The sequence below is a fragment of the Superficieibacter electus genome, from assembly GCF_002915575.1.
In the GTDB taxonomy this organism is placed as follows: Bacteria; Pseudomonadota; Gammaproteobacteria; order Enterobacterales; family Enterobacteriaceae; genus Superficieibacter; species Superficieibacter electus.
The window spans coordinates 158936-175946 of sequence record NZ_PQGD01000014.1; the positions used below are offsets into that span (position 1 = coordinate 158936).

The window sequence follows — 17011 nt, forward strand, 5'->3', positions numbered from 1 at the left end:
AAAGTAATAAGCCGAGAATACAATGACCAATTGTGCTCAGGCTGAGCGGATCTTCAGCCTGAATATATTCATTATATAATTAAATAAGATGGAGTTATTGTTGTCGTAAATGGAGATCGATAGGCGTTTTACTCGGCTCGCCACCAATCTCCCGTGCCAGTTTCGGAACCATATATCCGGAAATCAGCGTCAGCAATTCACGCATAATGGTACGTGCTTCATCATCGCTGACCAGAAAATGGGCTGCACCCTGCACTTTATCCAGCACGTGCAAATAGTAGGGCATCACGCCTGCATCAAACAGCGCATTGCTTAATGCCGCAAGCGTTGCTGCATTATCGTTTACGCCACGTAACAATACGCTCTGGTTAAGTAAGGTGATGCCAGCCTGACGCAAGGCCGCCATCGCAGCACGAAACTCGTCATCGATTTCATTGGCGTGATTGATATGGTTTACCAGCAGGATTTGCAGCGATGAACGGGCAAAGCGCGCGGCCAGGACGTCCGTGACACGAGCAGGGATCACGACGGGTAAACGGCTATGAATACGCAGGCGCTTAATATGCGGGATTGCTTCAAGCGCTGAGAGCAGCCAGTCCAGCTCATGATCCTTCGCCATCAGCGGATCGCCACCGGAGAAGATGATTTCATCCAGCTCCGGATGCGCGGCAATATAGTCGAGTGCAGTTTGCCAGTTGCGCTTGTTACCCTGGTTATCCGCGTAGGGGAAATGGCGACGGAAGCAATAGCGGCAATTGACCGCACAACCGCCTTTCACCAGCAGCAGCGCACGATTGTGGTATTTATGCAGTAAACCCGGCACCACGCTGTGCTGTTCATCCAGCGGATCGGTGCTGAAGCCGGGGGTGACAATAAACTCCTGCTGGGAGGTAACTACCTGACGCAGCAGGGGATCGTGTGGGTCGCCTTTCTTCATCCGCGCGGCAAAACTACGCGGCACGCGCAGGGCAAACAGGCGCTTAGCTTCAATTCCTGCATGCAGGGCGTCATCTGCGTCTATATTCAGAAGACGCAGGAGTTCATCGGGATTGGTAATAACATCGGCAAGTTGCGTTAACCAATCTTCTCTGGACGGGGTATTTAGGGTTACAATATGCGCCATTTTGTGGCTTAGCTACCATTTACAATTTCAGAGGGCCTTATGGCGACTTACTATAGCAACGATTTTCGTGCTGGTCTTAAAATCATGTTGGACGGCGAACCTTATGCGGTTGAAGCCAGCGAATTCGTTAAACCAGGTAAAGGTCAGGCGTTTGCACGCGTTAAGATGCGCCGCCTGCTGACCGGCACTCGCGTAGAGAAAACCTTCAAATCTACCGATTCCGCTGAAGGCGCTGACGTTATCGATATGAACCTGACTTACCTGTATAACGATGGTGAGTTCTGGCATTTTATGAATAACGAAACTTTTGAACAGCTTTCTGCTGACGCCAAAGCGATTGGCGACAGCGAAAAATGGCTGCTGGACCAGGCTGAATGCATCGTGACCCTGTGGAACGGCCAGCCTATCTCCGTAACGCCGCCGAACTTTGTTGAACTGGAAATCATCGAAACCGATCCAGGTCTGAAGGGCGACACCGCAGGTACCGGTGGTAAACCTGCAAAACTGTCCACCGGCGCGGTGGTTAAAGTTCCGCTGTTTGTCCAGACTGGCGAAGTAATCAAAGTTGATACCCGCTCCGGCGAATACGTATCACGCGTAAAATAATCACGTATTAAGCCTGCTCGTGCCGGATGCGTTTCGGCGCTGGTGGGCGTAATTTCTGGCGCGGCGTCAGGTTGCGTCAGTATTTTTACCCACGTCTTTTCTTTCCCCTGCCGCTTCGCTCCTTCAAAGACTCTTAAAAATTGTTTCCTGCCCGCCATTTTCCAGGATTTTGTCTATGCTTAAGTTGCTATACACAAATAACACTGGTGAATAAAGGAAGAAACTATGTTTAAGAAAACAATTGCTGCGATCTTTTCAGTGCTGGTGCTTTCTTCAGTATTAACCGCCTGTAACACCACCCGTGGGGTAGGCGAAGATATTTCTGACGGTGGTAGCGCAATTTCTGGCGCAGCAACCAAAGCTCAGCAGTAAAGTTATTCAGCGAGAATCGCCATACGGTACGGCTTTCTGGCCGTACCGTTATGACGTGCGCCCCACAATCCTTTCGGCAGACGACAAGAAAGGGGAATATCGATTATCCATCCGCAGCTTAAGCCGGATATTGCGCTTATAGGTGTATACCGTTTTCCCGCTGATACTGAGCATTCCGGCAATAAGTGGATTGCTTACGCCCTCCAGCCACAACGACAATACTTTCTCTTCCTGCCGCGTTAATAACGGGCTGATAGTATGCGTGTAGTTTAGCCACGGGCGTGAACTTAATGCAGACTCAATCATATTCTTAATATGCTGCAACTGCGTTTTTTTGGAGAGAGTAACCAGTACCGCATCATGATGGGTAAAGTTTCGCGCAGGACGGTAGTGGAGCAAAATTACCTGGCTGCGCTCACCGCAGGCAGTAAACAGCGAAGCAATGAAATTGGCCTGGGAAGGGTCATCCTGAAAACCGCTCAAATCGGCGATAACCAGACTGGGTTGCCAGTGTTCAATATGCTCTTTTGCTAAAAAAAGGCTATTTAGACTGGTGACCATCACTGGCGCACTGAAGGTCTGTCCCTCTGTAAGCCATTTCTCAAGGCCATAACGGCTAAACTGACAGCGGTCAATAATCAGGATTTTATACATAGACGTTTCATAATCAAGGAGGAAAGACACATGTGTACCGCAATGGCAATGACGTCATCATAATGAAGGCGGAAAAAGATAAAGGTGGGATTTACGCTGCGAAACAGGCGCATTTCTGACAATAACGCCGCAAATAATACTTAAGTTAAATAAAATGGGTATAAGAAGCGTTGGCGAAATGGTATTCCAGAATGGAGGGAAATTGTCCGCCACGCAGGCATCTACAGAGATATCCCGCTTAAACGCCTGATTGAGTTTTGATACTACCAGGTTAAAATAGCATCTTCAATCAGCCTTACGGGACGACCCGTAAGCGCTTTCTACACCGGGGACGGCCCCGTACTGGAGCCAATATGTCCTGGTTAATTCTTGTTATTGCTGGTCTTCTTGAGGTTGTCTGGGCTATCGGGTTGAAATATACCCACGGTTTTAGCCGCCTGACACCGAGCGTTATCACGCTGGTCGCTATGTTTTTCAGTTTTGCATTGCTGGCATGGGCAATGAAAACACTACCGGTCGGTACCGCTTATGCAGTCTGGACCGGAATTGGCGCAGTTGGCGCGGCGATTACCGGTATTGTGTTGTTTGGTGAGTCAGCAAACCCGGCGCGTATCGTAAGCCTTTTATTGATTGTCGCCGGGATTATTGGCCTGAAACTCAGCACGCCTTAATGCGGCTGATCGACCCAGATTAGCTTCTCAACCGCAAAACCCTGCCGGGTCGCGGTATCCAGCATCTGCTGCTTCATTTCTTTAGAAATGGTCGGCGTTCTGGAGAGTATCCACAGATAATCGCGATCCGGCCCGCAAACCAGCGCATGCTGGTACTCTTTATCCAGCGCGATAATATTGTACCCGCCGTAGAACGGGCCGAAGAACGAGACCTTCAGCGCGGCCCGGCCAGGATCGCCGGTAAAATACGCTTTCCCGATCGACTGCTGCCACATTCCACGATCCGGGTTATAGCCGCGGTTAATTACCCGTAGTCCGCCATCGTCACGCAAACTATAGGTAGCCGTGACGCGCTCTAACCCTCGCTCAAAACGATGATCGAAACGGGCAATTTCATACCAGGTGCCGAGATAGCGCTGAACATTGAAATTATTAATAACGGTGACACCGGCAGGGGGCGTCGGTGAGCTACAGGCAACCAGCAAAAACGCCGCAGCGGCAGTGGCGACAACAGGCAGCAAACGCATGGTATTTTCCTTGCAGGTTTTTTAGCTAAGTGTAGAACCTGGTAGAAAAAATTGCTGTGCCGGAAAAGAAAAATCGCCCCCGCATTGTGTAATGAGAGGGCGTACAGATTAGATAAAGATCACGCCTACCAGCGCCACGATGGTGAGGATGGCAGCCAGCCCGTAAAACACCCATTTACCGTTAGGTACGTGGATTTTCAGGTCATGCATCATATGGTGGAGGCGGTGCAGTCCACACCATAGCGGCAGCGAAATCATCAAAAAGATAAAGGCGCGTCCGATCAGGCTGTGGGCAAAGGCCAGCACGCGATCGTAGCCGAGCGCGTCACCTGGATAGAACCCCAGAGGCAGCATAATGCCAACCAGCAGTACGATCACCGGGGCGACAATAGCGCACCACATGCCGCCTGCGCCAAAGAGTCCCCAGAAAACCGGCTCGTCAGAACGTTTTGGATTGGGATGGATCATGTGGCTCTCCTTACCAGAACAGGGCAACGGCTAAGATAACGACGGTGACGATAGCGGTCACGACCCACAGCCCGGAAATCACCGGTGCTGGCCCCAGTTTTTCATCTTTGACAATAATATTGGCGGCTTTAGGTGCCAGTTCAAACCAGGTTTTGGTATGAAGCAATGCCGCCGCCAGCGCGATCAGATTGAGGATGATAATCACCGGGTTTTGCAGAAAGCTGACAAACCCGGCCCAGGGTTCCGGCCCGTGTTTCAGCGCAAAAAGCCCGTAAATCAGCTCAATACTGAACCAGACTGCCATAATCGCCGTGCCTTCACGCAGCATATAGAAGCGATAAAACGGCAGGTTTTTCCACCAGTTCGTCGGCATCGGCCGAACGTACGGTTTGCGTTTAGTCGTCATAGTGCACTCCTTAGCGTGGTTTCAGGGTGGCGATAAGAAAGTCTTTCGAGCTTTCCACTTTACCCTGCTGAATGGCGGCTGCCGGATCGACATGTTTCGGGCAGACTTCAGAGCAATAGCCGACAAACGTGCAGCTCCACACGCCGTTCTGACCGTTAAGCTGTGCCATACGCTCTTTTTTGCCGTGGTCGCGGCTATCTTCGTTATACCGGTGCGCCAGGGTGATAGCCGCCGGGCCGATAAATTCCGGGTTCAGACCAAACTGTGGACAGGCCGCGTAGCACAGACCGCAGTTAATGCAGCCGGAGAACTGGTGATACTTCGCCATCTGTGCTGGTGTCTGGGTGTTGGGGCCCTGATCCGGTGTGCGTCCATTGCCAATAATATACGGCTTGATAGCTTCCAGACTCTCGATAAAGTGGGTCATGTCGACTACCAGATCGCGTTCGACAGGGAAGTTACCCAGCGCTTCCACTTTCAGACCGTGGGTGTAGTCGCGCAGAAAGGTTTTACAGGCCAGTTTGGGGACTTTATTGACCATCATGCCGCAGGAGCCGCAGATTGCCATCCGGCAGGACCAGCGATAGCTCAAATCCGGCGCGAGGTTGTCTTTAATATAGCCCAGCGCATCAAGTAGTGAGGTCTGCTCATCGAAAGGCACCTCGTAGAATGCGCTATGAGGCGCGGTATCCGTTTCCGGATTGTAGCGCACCACCTCGACTTTCATTGTTTGCATCTCAGCCATGCGTCGTCTCCTTCTTCTCGGCGGCTTCCGACTCTGCGCCATACACACGTTTTGCCGGTGGCAGAGTGGTGATCTTCACGTCGCTATACTCCAGGCGAGTGGTGCCGTCCGCATCACGGAAGGCAAGGGTATGCTTAAGGAAATTCACGTCGTCACGTTCGGTGCAACCTTCATCAAGACGCTGATGCGCGCCGCGCGACTCCTTACGGGCGAGGGCGGAGTGCGCCATGCATTCTGCGACGTTCAGCCCATGACCCAGCTCGATGGTATAAAGCAGGTCGGTATTGAAGACGCTGGAAGTATCGGTAATGCGCACCTGTTTGAAGCGTTCCTGAAGCTCGGCGAGCTTATCGACGGTTTTCTGCATTAGCTCTGGCGTACGGTAAATGCCGCAACCCTCTTCCATCGACATGCCCATCTCATCGCGGATTTTCGCCCAGTTTTCCGTACCCTGCTGATTAAGCAGATTTTTCAGACGCTGCTCAACGTCGGCCGCCTGTGCATCAAGTGCGGCGGTATTATCTGCACTGGTTGACGCTGCGCGCGCCATCGCCTGCTCGCCTGCCAGTTTGCCAAACACCACCAGCTCCGCCAGCGAGTTAGAGCCAAGACGGTTAGCGCCGTGCAGACCTACGGAGGAACATTCACCGACGGCGAACAGCCCCTGAATGCGCGTTTCACAGTTTTGGTCGGTCTCAATGCCGCCCATGGTGTAGTGGGCCGTCGGGCGCACCGGGATCGGATCTTTCACCGGATCGACGCCCACATAAGCTTTTGCCAGCTCGCAGATAAACGGCAGACGTTCGAGAATTTTCTTCTCGCCGAGATGACGCAGGTCGAGATAGACCACATCGCCGCGCGGCGTGGCGATAGTGTTGCCTTTGCGCCATTCGTGCCAGAAGGCCTGGGAAACTTTATCGCGCGGTCCCAGCTCCATATATTTGTTTTTCGGCTCGCCCAGCGGCGTTTCCGGCCCCATACCGTAATCCTGAAGATAACGATAGCCGTCTTTATTGACCAGGATACCGCCTTCACCACGGCAGCCCTCGGTCATTAAAATGCCGGAGCCCGGCAGGCCGGTAGGGTGATACTGAACAAATTCCATATCCCGCAGCGGGACGCCGTGACTCAGCACCATACCCATCCCGTCGCCGGTTACGATGCCGCCATTGGTGTTATAGCGATAAACCCGGCCCGCGCCGCCAGTGGCCATGACCACCGCACCGGCGCGAATTTGCACCAGCGTGCCTTCCATCATGTTCATTGCCACCAGTCCACGCGCCAGTCCGTCATCGACCAGAATGTCGAGGACGAAATGCTCGTCAAAGCGCTGGATCTGAGGAAATTGCAGGGAGGTCTGGAAGAGGGTGTGCAGCATGTGGAAACCGGTTTTATCGGCGGCAAACCAGGTGCGCTCAATTTTCATACCGCCAAAACGACGCACGTTGACGCTACCGTCAGGCCGACGGCTCCACGGGCAGCCCCACTGCTCAAGCTGGGTCATTTCAGTAGGGCAGTGATGCACGAAGTAGTCCACGACATCCTGCTCACACAGCCAGTCACCACCAGCAACGGTGTCGTGGAAATGGTACTCGAAGCTGTCATGATCCTGTGTGACTGCTGCCGACCCACCTTCAGCGGCAACAGTGTGGCTACGCATGGGATAGACTTTTGAAATCAGTGCGATTTTAGCGTCAGGTCTGGCCTGTGCTGCGGCAATAGCAGCACGTAATCCTGCGCCGCCAGCGCCTATAATGGCAATATCGGCTTGAAAAGTATGCACGACGTTCCTCCAGATTATTGTTATCTCACTGCGCGCCCGGCAGGCGGCAGCGAAAACGTATCCACTGCTCCTTTATAGGTAACGAGTATACCCGTGGCGAAAGAAGGGAAATTTGACGCGTTCGATTTTTTTGCGGTTCTTTATGATGATTTATCATTAATACTGATGAATATAGCGTTCATGATTGCCCATGATGGACTATTCGTGTCGATCGCGGGACGATGTGTTGTACAAAATTTGTCTCCGGATGGCGGAACGAGTAGACTTCGTGCCCTTAGCAAAAAACGGAGACATCACCATGAGCGAGACGGCAACCTGGCAGCCGAGCGCGTCCATTCCTAACCTGTTGAAACGTGCGAAAATAATGACCGAAATCCGTCGTTTTTTTGCCGACCGGGGCGTACTGGAGGTGGAAACGCCCTGCATGAGCCAGGCGACGGTCACGGACATCCATTTGTTTCCGTTCGAAACCCGTTTTGTCGGCCCCGGCCATTCTCAGGGGATGAATCTGTATCTGATGACCAGCCCGGAATACCACATGAAGCGCCTGCTTGCTGCGGGCTGCGGTCCGGTCTATCAGCTTTGCCGTAGTTTCCGGAATGAAGAGATGGGACGCCACCATAACCCCGAGTTCACCATGCTGGAGTGGTACCGTCCGCACTATGACATGTATCGTCTGATGAATGAGGTCGATGATTTACTGCAACAGGTGCTGGAATGCCCGGCGGCGGAAACGCTCTCCTATCAGCAGGCGTTTCAGCGCCATCTGGAAATCGATCCGCTTTCTGCCGATAAAACCCAGCTTCGTCAGGTGGCAGCGAAACTCGATCTCAGCAATATTGCCGAGACCGAAGAAGATCGCGATACCCTGTTGCAACTGCTGTTTGCAATGGGCGTCGAGCCGCATATTGGTAAAGAGCGCCCGGCGTTTGTGTATCATTTCCCGGCAAGCCAGGCCTCACTGGCGCAGATCAGTACGGAAGATCACCGCGTGGCGGAACGCTTCGAAGTCTATTTTAAAGGGCTTGAGCTGGCGAACGGCTTCCATGAGTTGACCGACGCGCGTGAACAGCAACAGCGTTTTGAGCAGGACAATCGCAAACGCGCAGCGCGCGGCCTGGTGCAGCAGCCAATTGATGTTAATTTGCTGGAAGCGTTAAAAGCGGGCCTGCCTGACTGTTCTGGCGTGGCGCTGGGCGTGGACCGTTTAGTCATGCTGGCGCTGGGCGCGGAAAGTCTTGCTGAGGTGCTGGCGTTTAGTGTCGACCGTGCCTGATTTATTTTTATCCACTCCGGAAATAAACCTTTCCAGTACTTAAAACTGCCATTCCTGGTTTACATGGGGCATTTTACTGACATGCCCCATTAAGTCACAATGTTTATCTGGTCTTCTGCTACCATCCGCCGCCGTTACATTCCCTTATGGATGGTTTTATGACCCAACAGATAAAAAAAATGAGCCTGATCGGGCTTATTCTGATGATATTTACTTCCGTTTTTGGCTTTGCCAATAGTCCTTCAGCCTACTTATTAATGGGCTACAGTGCCACGCCGTTCTATATCTTTTCCGCGCTGTTTTTCTTCATCCCGTTTGCTCTGATGATGGCGGAAATGGGCTCGGCCTATCGTAAGGAAGAGGGTGGCATCTATTCATGGATGAACAAAAGCGTCGGGCCACGCTATGCGTTTATCGGCACCTTTATGTGGTTTTCATCCTATGTTGTCTGGATGGTGAGTACCGCTGCCAAAATTTGGGTCCCTTTTTCCACCTTTCTCTTCGGGGCAGACAGAACACAGATGTGGTCCTTCGCTGGCCTCAGTTCCACCCAGGTGGTGGGCATACTGGCGGTGCTGTGGATGCTGATGGTGACCTCAGTGGCATCGAAAGGCATTAATAAAATTGCGCGAATCACTGCGGTGGGCGGCATTGCCGTGATGTGCTTAAACCTGGTACTGCTGCTGGCAAGCATCGCCATTCTGTGTTTAAACGGCGGGCATTTTGCGCAGGAGGTGAATTTTGCGGCCTCGCCAAATCCCGGCTATCAATCGGGGCTGGCCATGCTCTCTTTCGTCGTCTTTGCCATCTTTGCGTTCGGCGGGATCGAGGCGGTCGGCGGGCTGGTGGATAAAACAGAAAAGCCAGAAAAGAACTTTGCCCGAGGCATTGTTTTTGCTGCGGTCGTAATTTCGGTTGGCTACTCGCTGGCCATATTTTTATGGGGCGTGAGCACTAATTGGCAACAGGTGCTGAGCACTGGAACGACTAACCTCGGCAATATCACCTACGTGCTGATGAACAGCCTCGGGACGACGTTGGGGCAGGCCATGCATTTAACGCCGGAAAGCGCGGCGGTGATGGGCATCTGGTTTGCCAGAATTACCGGTTTGTCGATGTTCCTGGCCTATACCGGCGCGTTTTTCACGCTGAGCTATTCGCCGCTGAAAGCGATTATTCAGGGCACACCTAAAGCGCTGTGGCCCGCGCCGATGACGCGGCTCAATCCACATGGCATGCCTGCAACCGCAATGTGGATGCAATGCGTGCTGGTAAGCCTGTTTATCCTGCTGGTTTCTTTCGGCGGCGACACCGCCTCAGCGTTTTATAACAAGCTTACGCTGATGGCGAACGTCTCCATGACGCTGCCGTATCTGTTCCTCGCGCTGGCGTTTCCTTTCTTCAAGGCTCGTCAGGGGCTGGACCGCCCGTTTGTGATTTTTAAAAGTCGTTTTAGCACGCTTCTGGCAACGGCAATCGTGGTGCTGATCGTTTCTTTCGCCAATATTTTTACGGTCATTGATCCGGTTATTGAGTCTCAGGACTGGAGCAGTACACTATGGATGGTCGGCGGACCGATTTTCTTCTCGCTGCTGGCGATGGTGATTTATGAGATCTACCGTTGTCGTACAAGTCGCTTGTGACCGGGCGCGGATAGTTGCCTTTCCCTGAAGGGAGGCGTGAAAACCTCCCTTCAGGTGGCAAAAAACGTTACGCCGCGGAACGTTGTGCCTGGCGGCGCTGCGCTTGCACAGGCCTACATTTTCTGAAAACGTTACGCCGCGGGACATTGTGCCTGGCGGCGCTGCGCTTGCACAGGCCTACATTTTCTGAAAACGTTACGCCGTGGAACGTTATGCCTGGCGGCGCTGCGCTTGCACAGCTAAATGTTAATTACACACTCCCCGCCGGACGTGTCCCTTTGCCCGCCGATGTCAGCGTGCGCCCGGTTTGCCGCCCGGATAGCGTTTCAAGACGCATCTGGAACGGCGGGAACGGCATATCAATCCCGTGCTGGCGGAAGCCTGCCAGAATCAACTGGTGGATTTCGTGACGCAGCGGCATGCGGTGACCCATCTCGGCGGCATATATACGCAGCTCAAAGATCTGGATACCCTGCTGAAGGTCGACCAGGAACACTTCCGGCGGCGGAGTGTCTATCACCAGAGAACAGCGCTCGGCTGCGGTTAGCAGGATTTGCGTGACCTCTTCGCTGTTTGCCTCTGACGGGGCCGGAATGGTCAGCACCACGCGGGTGACGGAGTCCGACAGCGACCAGTTGATAAACTGCTCGGTGATGAACGCTTTGTTCGGCACGATGATTTCTTTACGGTCCCAATCGCTGATGGTCGTGGCGCGGGTATTGATTTTGGTCACGCTGCCGGTCAGATCGCGGATGGTCACCGTATCGCCGATGCGAATCGGTTTTTCGAACAGGATAATCAGGCCGGAAATAAAGTTGGCAAAAATTTCCTGTAAACCAAAGCCCAGCCCCAGACCTAACGCGGCAACCAGCCATTGCAGCTTCGACCACTCAATGCCGATCATCGAGAAACCGACCAGGCCGCCGACCAGCATCAACAGATATTTGGTGATGGTGGTAATGGCATAGCCGGTCCCGGGTGCCAGCTCCAGATGCTGAAGCAGCGCCAGTTCCAGCAGAGCGGGCAGGTTGCGCACCAGTTGTGTGGTGATGATAAACACCAGAATGGCAATCAGCACCGCGCCAAGGGTGATAGGCTCAATGCTCTCCACGCCCTGCAGGGTGGAGGTGACATCCCAGAGGGTAATATTTTCCAGGAAGCCAAACGCAGAATGGATTTCTGACCACAGGACAATGACCGAGAGCAGTGCGATCAGCATCAGGATCGAGCGCACCAGGCGCAGAGACTGGGTACTGATGGCATCGAGATCCAGCTCGCTTTCGTCAATTTCTACCGCGCCTTCAAGACTGGTGGCGTGCGGCGTCTCTTCTTCGCCCCGCGCGCGCTGCGCGAGGATCTCGGCGCGGCGGTGGCGGGCGCGGTCGAACGCCAGACGGCGGCGCTGGATCAGCATCCAGCGACGGATGATATGGTAAACCACCAATAGCAGGAACCAGATGGCGACAGACGTTTCCAGCCGTGCCAGCAGCGCCTGCGCGGTGGCCAGATAACCTACCGCCGCTGCCAGAATGGCGATCAGCGGTGCACCCATCATCAGGTTCCACAGCATGCTGTTGACCATGTTGTCGCCGTTACCTTCTTTGTCGAGGTACAGCGGAATACCCGCGCGTTTCAGGCTAAGCGTCACCATTGCCAGCGCGCCGCAAATCAGGATAAAACACAGCCGGCCCAGTGAGGCGGAAAACTCCCGGTCGTGGAGATTATCAAACATGATCAGCGCCATGATCAGCGGTACAATCAGCCCAATGCTCATCAGGTAATAGCGCATCGCGCGGGCCACGCGGTTACGCGGCCAGCCAAAGTGGGCAACGAACAGCCCGGTGGGACGGGCGAAGGTCGCGCAAATCATTACCACCCACAGTAGCGGCACGGTGGCGGTAACGCCGTTGCCAATGGCGACCGCCAGCGGATAAGGCCAGGCTTCGCGCAGGCCGTAACCCAGCGTCGCCCACAATACCGGCAGCGGCGAGGCTACCAGTATCGACCAGAACACCGTGCGCAGCGTCAGCCAGAAGTGATCCTGGGTGACTTTGCCAACACGCGAGGAAGAACGTTCAAGGAAGCGGGTAAAATGCCGCCGCGAGTAGATACTGAAGCCCACCAGTATCAGCGCGCCAAACAGCGGCAGCAGCGTCTCTTTGCTGGTCAGCATCATGATACTGGCTTTACCTAACTGGCTGACGGTATCCAGTGAAATCAGGCGGCGCAGATCCTGCACCACTTCAACAGGCCAGGCGATAGTCAGCGGGTTAACGTCTGCGGTCCAGAACAGATAGCGATGCGTGGCTTCATTGACCTCTTTCAGCGCATCTTCAAGCTGGCTGTTAGTCACCTTCAGCTTGGTCAGTTCCAGAATCAGCGTGTCGCCGCCCTGCAACAAGGAGGAAAGCAGTTCACGCTGGGTACGCAATTGCGCCTCAAGAATGCGATTTTGTTCCGCACTTAGCGGCTGACCGTCGGCCTGATGCGTCTGGCGAAGCTGGGCCTGCTTGTTCAGCAGATCCTCATAGCGCATGCGGTGAACGCGCAACTGAGCCATTTCGGTATCAAGCTGCTGCGGTTTCGGCATCTCCGGCAGACGGGCAACCTGCGCACGAAGGGCATCGCCCAGCATATTGGACATCCCCAGCCACTGCGCCTGTTCACGCAGCGTATTTAAGGCCTGACGCACCTGCAATGTCTGATTGGTGGCCTGCCGCTGCTGGGATGCCACCAGATCCATGCGCTGTGCCTGCTGGTTCAGCGCCTGCGACAGCTCGCGGTTGACGGCGAATTGCTTAACGATATCTGGCGGCAGGTTAGTGCTGTTTTCCGCCAGTAACTCCGTGCTTTCCAGCGCTTTTTCCGCTTCACGCTGGCGCTGGCTATTGACCTGATTACGCAACGTCTGCAAATACGCATCTAACTGCTGGCTCTGTTTTTGCGCCAGCTCTGAGCGCAGACGCGACAGCTCCTGGCGGTTATTGGCGGAAAGCTGGGCCAGTTCCAGCTCATCAACCAGCGCTTTGAGTCGGGCGGACTCCGCCTGGGCAGCGAGGCTTTGCGCCTGGCCGAGCGTAGCGTTGCTGTTCGGTGTACCCGCGCGGCGTTCAACCTCGTTTAACTGGCGACGTGCATCGGTTTGTTGTTGAGGAAGCTGATTGAGGGAGTCGGCGATTTCACGCGCACGTTCCTGCTCCTGTTGCGCCTCGCGGCTTTTATCCAGTAACTGACTGCTGACCTGAAGAATTTCCTGGTTCAGGGCGTCGGTAGACATTCCGGCAGGCACGTCGCGCGGTTCATCACGCAGGCTGTTAAGCTGGGCGCGCAGGGTCTGGGAGAGTTTTGGGAAGTTATCAATAACCTGCTGATACTGCTGCGCGCGCTCAAGGGAGCCTTTTCGCTCCTCAAGCGCGTTGAGTGCAGACTGGAGCGCCTCGACGGCTTCCGGCTGAGCGGGCTTCGCCGCTTTTGCCTGCTCCAGCTCCTGGGTTATCTGTTTAGCGTCGGGGGCCGTCGCTGCGTACGCCCCCATACTGAGGCACCAGGCCATCAGAAAAGTGATAATCAGGCGCACGGAAAACCCTTTATGTTGAATTAACTATTGTCTCGCTCATCGTCAACCAGCGGGCTGGCGTCCAGCTCGGCGTTGACTTCATCTTCCGGCAGCGGCGCAGGTTCAGGCTGCACCAGCGCTTGTGTGGAAACGGCTAGCGGCTGACCGATTTTGGTCACTGACAGGCTGTGCAACGTCTCTACCAGATCCACTTTGCCCGGCGCAAACAGGTTTATTACCGTCGAGCCCAGTTTAAAGCGGCCCATCTCCTGACCTTTCAACAGGGCAACGGAACCTTCGCTTTCGCCTTCAGGCCACGTCCAGCGTTTGATAATGCCTTCGCGCGGCGGCGTGATAGTGCCCGCCCAGACGGTTTCGATGCTACCAACAATAGTCGCGCCCACCAGAATTTGCACCATCGGGCCAAATTCGGTGTCGAAAAGGCAGATGACGCGCTCATTTCGGGCAAACAGGTTAGGAACGTTCTGTGCGGTCAGATGGTTAACCGAAAATAGGTCGCCCGGTACGTAAATCATTTCACGCAGGATGCCGTTGCACGGCATATGCACGCGGTGATAGTCGCGCGGCGAAAGATAGGTGGTGACGAATGAACCGTTGCGGAACTGGTCGGCCAGCAGATAATTGCCCGCCAGCAGAGCTTCCAGAGAATAATGATGGCCTTTAGCCTGCAAGAGTTTGTCGTTTTCAATGCGGCCAAGCTGGCTGATTACGCCGTCGGCCGGCATTACCAGCACGTTCGGGTCGGTGTTCAGCGGACGCACTTCATCGCGCAGCGGGCGCACAAAGAAATCATTGAAGGTGCGATAGCTGGCGGTATCCGGCTTCTGCGCCTCTTTCATATCGACTTTGTAATATTTGACGAACAGATCGATGACCAGTTTCGTCAGCCAGCCCGCGCGTTTGCTCGCGCCCCAGCCCGCCAGGCGAGTGAGCCACAGTTTCGGCAGAATGTATTGCAGCGAAAGTTTAAGATCGTTTAACACGATAGCCTCCAGGCCTTTGTTTTATCGTTCCTGTACCCGCTGCTGAGCGGGTCCATGAAAAAAGGGGACGATTTTAGCGATGCTAAGCATAAATGTCAGTTATCGGTTTCAGAAAAGTTTTTACGCGTCTTTACCTGCGACATGCTTTCCAGAATACGGTGATAATTGTCAAAACGGCTCTCTGCAATTTTCCCCTGATCGACCGCCTCGCGAATGGCGCAGCCGGGGTCGGCATCATGTTTACAATCGCGGTATTTGCACAGACCTAAATAGTCGTGGAACTCAACGAATCCCTGGGTGATTTGCTCAGGCTCAAGATGCCACAGGCCAAATTCACGTACGCCAGGAGAATCAATGACATCGCCGCCGTGCGGGAAATGATACAGGCGCGCCGCCGTGGTGGTGTGCTGCCCCAGCCCGGAGTTATCGGAAACGTCGTTGGTCAGGATCTCGACCGGCAACCCCAGCAGTGCGTTCAGCAGGCTTGATTTACCGACCCCGGACTGACCGGCAAAGATGCTGATCCGATCGGTCAGCGCTTCTTCCAGCGGTTTCAGGCCATCCTGGGTGTAGCTGGAGACCATCAGCACGCGATAACCAATATGGCGGTAGATATCCATCTGCTCGTTCACAAAACGCATGCTTTCATCATCCAGCAGGTCAATTTTGTTAAGCACGATGATCGGTTCCACCTCCAGCGTTTCGCAGGCGACCAGATAGCGATCGATAATATTTAGTGATAATTCCGGCAGGATCGCCGAGACAATGACTATCTGGTCGATATTGGCGGCGATAGGCTTCACGCCATCGTAGAAATCCGGGCGTGTCAGCACCGAGGTGCGCTCATGCACCGCTTCGACAATGCCCTTAACATTGACGCCTTCCGCGGCCGCTTTTCCCGGACGCCAGACCACGCGGTCTCCGGTGACCAGCGAGCGAATGGTGCGGCGGATATTGCAGCGGTGCGTTTCGCCGTCGGCGGATTCGACATCCACGTGCATGCCAAAACGGCTGATGACGATGCCTTCCGACGGCTCGCCAAACAGGTTGTCATCGTAATCAGGCTTCTCCGAAGTCGTGCTAAGCCGGCGCTGATGGTTCGCTTTTACGCGGCGCTGTTGACCTTTGGAGAGTTTATTTTTACTCAATCGTGCTGACTCCTGGTCGCCCGTCAGGGGCAAAACCTCTATGATACATGCTATCGATTAGGATTGCTGACTCGTCTTCGGTCATAACGCTGACGGGCCTCGAATATAAAATTATGGGTGGAAAATAGCATGAGTGCAGATGAAAACAACCTGATTTGGATCGATCTGGAGATGACCGGCCTTGATCCTGAACGCGATCGCATTATTGAGATTGCCACCCTGGTGACCGATGCGAATTTAAACATTCTGGCAGAAGGCCCTACCATTGCCGTGCACCAGTCCGATGCGCAGCTGGCGTTAATGGATGACTGGAACGTACGCACTCATACTGGTAGTGGGCTGGTTGAGCGGGTAAAAGCCAGCCAGTTTGACGACCGCGCTGCCGAGCTGGCGACAATTGCGTTTCTTCAGCAGTGGGTACCCGCAGGTAAATCACCCATTTGCGGTAACAGCATCGGCCAGGATCGCCGTTTTCTGTTTAAGTATATGCCGGAGCTGGAGGCGTATTTCCACTATCGCTACCTTGACGTCAGCACCCTGAAAGAGCTGGCACGCCGCTGGAAACCGGAAATTCTGCCGGGCTTTACCAAGCAGGGTACGCATCAGGCGATGGATGATATCCGCGAATCTGTCGCCGAGCTGGCGTATTACCGCGAGCATTTTATTCAGTTGTAAGAAGTTGGGCGTGGTATAACGCCCGGTACGCTTGCCGCAAGCCATATTTGGCGCTAAATTGTACGTCTTGCTGATAAAAACAGCATTCAGGCGGAAAACATAAAAAATTGCGGTTCGGGGGCTTGCAGCGTAAAGGATTTCTCGTATAATGCGCCTCCCGTACCGATGCAGAAATTGCAACGTTACGCAGAGCGGGAATAGCTCAGTTGGTAGAGCACGACCTTGCCAAGGTCGGGGTCGCGAGTTCGAGTCTCGTTTCCCGCTCCAAAATTTGATAAAGTACACCACCCAAGCGGGAATAGCTCAGTTGGTAGAGCACGACCTTGCCAAGGTCGGGGTCGCGAGTTCGAGTCT

Annotated in this window: 16 protein-coding genes and 1 tRNA gene; 7 read left to right on the forward strand and 10 right to left on the reverse strand. The window is 54.1% G+C overall.

Features of this window, described 5'->3' with window-relative positions; translation table 11 throughout:
- Nucleotides 1–94: 94 nt before the first annotated feature.
- Nucleotides 95–1123 (reverse strand): EF-P beta-lysylation protein EpmB, encoded by a 1029-nt coding sequence (gene epmB / locus CHU32_RS17995; RefSeq protein ID WP_103678630.1) that lies wholly within the window; start codon nt 1121–1123, stop codon nt 95–97.
- A 39-nt stretch (nt 1124–1162) separates the two neighbouring features.
- On the opposite strand from epmB, the gene efp reads away from it, so the two are divergent.
- Both efp and ecnB read left to right on the forward strand, forming a co-directional pair.
- Complete coding sequence (efp, locus tag CHU32_RS18000; protein WP_103678629.1) at nt 1163–1729, forward strand: elongation factor P; 567 nt, start codon at nt 1163–1165, stop codon at nt 1727–1729.
- 225 nt (nt 1730–1954) lie between these two features.
- Nucleotides 1955–2101: a lipoprotein toxin entericidin B gene (ecnB, locus tag CHU32_RS18005; protein WP_049839023.1), complete on the forward strand. Its 147-nt coding sequence runs from the start codon at nt 1955–1957 to the stop codon at nt 2099–2101.
- A gap of 48 nt (nt 2102–2149) precedes the next feature.
- Here the strand turns inward: ecnB and CHU32_RS18010 are convergent, their stop codons facing one another.
- Nucleotides 2150–2755 carry a helix-turn-helix transcriptional regulator gene (locus tag CHU32_RS18010; RefSeq protein ID WP_103678628.1) on the reverse strand — a complete coding sequence of 202 codons (606 nt, stop codon included), beginning with the start codon at nt 2753–2755 and terminating at the stop codon, nt 2150–2152.
- A gap of 353 nt (nt 2756–3108) precedes the next feature.
- Between CHU32_RS18010 and sugE the strand changes: the two genes are divergently transcribed.
- Nucleotides 3109–3426: a quaternary ammonium compound efflux SMR transporter SugE gene (gene sugE / locus CHU32_RS18015; protein ID WP_103678627.1), complete on the forward strand. Its 318-nt coding sequence runs from the start codon at nt 3109–3111 to the stop codon at nt 3424–3426.
- Here the strand turns inward: sugE and CHU32_RS18020 are convergent.
- The 5 genes from CHU32_RS18020 to frdA all read right to left on the reverse strand — a co-directional run bounded on the left by CHU32_RS18020 (nt 3423) and on the right by frdA (nt 7355).
- Nucleotides 3423–3953 carry a lipocalin family protein gene (locus CHU32_RS18020; RefSeq protein ID WP_103678626.1) on the reverse strand — a complete coding sequence of 177 codons (531 nt, stop codon included), beginning with the start codon at nt 3951–3953 and terminating at the stop codon, nt 3423–3425. The two genes, sugE and CHU32_RS18020, sit on opposite strands and share 4 nt — an antisense overlap.
- Nucleotides 3954–4061: 108 nt before the next feature.
- Entirely contained in the window at nt 4062–4421 is a 360-nt protein-coding gene (gene frdD / locus CHU32_RS18025; RefSeq protein ID WP_103678625.1) for a fumarate reductase subunit FrdD, read from the reverse strand.
- Nucleotides 4422–4431: 10 nt separating this feature from the next.
- On the reverse strand, nt 4432–4827 hold the full coding sequence (frdC, locus tag CHU32_RS18030) for a fumarate reductase subunit FrdC (RefSeq protein WP_103678624.1): 396 nt from the start codon (nt 4825–4827) through the stop codon (nt 4432–4434).
- Between the two features lie 10 nt (nt 4828–4837).
- Nucleotides 4838–5572, reverse strand: coding sequence for a succinate dehydrogenase/fumarate reductase iron-sulfur subunit (locus CHU32_RS18035; protein WP_103678623.1), 735 nt, complete (start codon nt 5570–5572; stop codon nt 4838–4840).
- Nucleotides 5565–7355, reverse strand: a complete 1791-nt coding sequence (gene frdA / locus CHU32_RS18040) for a fumarate reductase (quinol) flavoprotein subunit (RefSeq protein WP_103678622.1) — start codon at nt 7353–7355, stop codon at nt 5565–5567. Before frdA ends, CHU32_RS18035 begins: the two co-directional genes overlap by 8 nt.
- 298 nt (nt 7356–7653) lie before the next feature.
- Between frdA and epmA the strand changes: the two genes are divergently transcribed.
- On the forward strand, nt 7654–8631 hold the full coding sequence (gene epmA / locus CHU32_RS18045; RefSeq protein ID WP_103678621.1) for an elongation factor P--(R)-beta-lysine ligase: 978 nt from the start codon (nt 7654–7656) through the stop codon (nt 8629–8631).
- A gap of 158 nt (nt 8632–8789) precedes the next feature.
- Nucleotides 8790–10274: a glutamate/gamma-aminobutyrate family transporter YjeM gene (gene yjeM, locus CHU32_RS18050; protein WP_103750901.1), complete on the forward strand. Its 1485-nt coding sequence runs from the start codon at nt 8790–8792 to the stop codon at nt 10272–10274.
- 250 nt (nt 10275–10524) lie between these two features.
- Here the strand turns inward: yjeM and mscM are convergent, their stop codons facing one another.
- From mscM to rsgA, 3 genes are all read right to left on the reverse strand, one after another.
- Complete coding sequence (gene mscM, locus CHU32_RS18055; RefSeq protein WP_103750902.1) at nt 10525–13851, reverse strand: miniconductance mechanosensitive channel MscM; 3327 nt, start codon at nt 13849–13851, stop codon at nt 10525–10527.
- Nucleotides 13852–13871: 20 nt separating this feature from the next.
- A complete protein-coding gene (gene asd / locus CHU32_RS18060; protein ID WP_103678618.1) occupies nt 13872–14834 on the reverse strand; it encodes an archaetidylserine decarboxylase in 963 nt (320 codons plus the stop codon).
- A 95-nt stretch (nt 14835–14929) separates the two neighbouring features.
- Nucleotides 14930–15982, reverse strand: a complete 1053-nt coding sequence (gene rsgA / locus CHU32_RS18065) for a small ribosomal subunit biogenesis GTPase RsgA (RefSeq protein WP_103678617.1) — start codon at nt 15980–15982, stop codon at nt 14930–14932.
- A 129-nt stretch (nt 15983–16111) separates the two neighbouring features.
- Here rsgA and orn point away from each other — a divergent pair, with 129 nt between their 5' ends.
- Nucleotides 16112–16657: an oligoribonuclease gene (orn, locus tag CHU32_RS18070; protein ID WP_103678616.1), complete on the forward strand. Its 546-nt coding sequence runs from the start codon at nt 16112–16114 to the stop codon at nt 16655–16657.
- Nucleotides 16658–16848: 191 nt separating this feature from the next.
- Nucleotides 16849–16924: transfer RNA gene (locus CHU32_RS18075), tRNA-Gly, on the forward strand.
- Nucleotides 16925–17011: the final 87 nt, after the last annotated feature.

What these genes read in the sequence shown, in the direction of transcription:
- efp (WP_103678629.1), top strand. Translation starts at nt 1,163, where the DNA reads ATGGCGACTTACTATAGCAACGATTTTCGTGCTGGTCTTAAAATCATG.
- epmB (WP_103678630.1), bottom strand. Translation starts at nt 1,123, where the DNA reads ATGGCGCATATTGTAACCCTAAATACCCCGTCCAGAGAAGATTGGTTA.
- yjeM (WP_103750901.1), top strand. Translation starts at nt 8,790, where the DNA reads ATGACCCAACAGATAAAAAAAATGAGCCTGATCGGGCTTATTCTGATG.
- CHU32_RS18010 (WP_103678628.1), bottom strand. Translation starts at nt 2,755, where the DNA reads ATGTATAAAATCCTGATTATTGACCGCTGTCAGTTTAGCCGTTATGGC.
- orn (WP_103678616.1), top strand. Translation starts at nt 16,112, where the DNA reads ATGAGTGCAGATGAAAACAACCTGATTTGGATCGATCTGGAGATGACC.
- CHU32_RS18035 (WP_103678623.1), bottom strand. Translation starts at nt 5,572, where the DNA reads ATGGCTGAGATGCAAACAATGAAAGTCGAGGTGGTGCGCTACAATCCG.
- CHU32_RS18020 (WP_103678626.1), bottom strand. Translation starts at nt 3,953, where the DNA reads ATGCGTTTGCTGCCTGTTGTCGCCACTGCCGCTGCGGCGTTTTTGCTG.
- ecnB (WP_049839023.1), top strand. Translation starts at nt 1,955, where the DNA reads ATGTTTAAGAAAACAATTGCTGCGATCTTTTCAGTGCTGGTGCTTTCT.
- epmA (WP_103678621.1), top strand. Translation starts at nt 7,654, where the DNA reads ATGAGCGAGACGGCAACCTGGCAGCCGAGCGCGTCCATTCCTAACCTG.
- frdD (WP_103678625.1), bottom strand. Translation starts at nt 4,421, where the DNA reads ATGATCCATCCCAATCCAAAACGTTCTGACGAGCCGGTTTTCTGGGGA.
- frdC (WP_103678624.1), bottom strand. Translation starts at nt 4,827, where the DNA reads ATGACGACTAAACGCAAACCGTACGTTCGGCCGATGCCGACGAACTGG.
- sugE (WP_103678627.1), top strand. Translation starts at nt 3,109, where the DNA reads ATGTCCTGGTTAATTCTTGTTATTGCTGGTCTTCTTGAGGTTGTCTGG.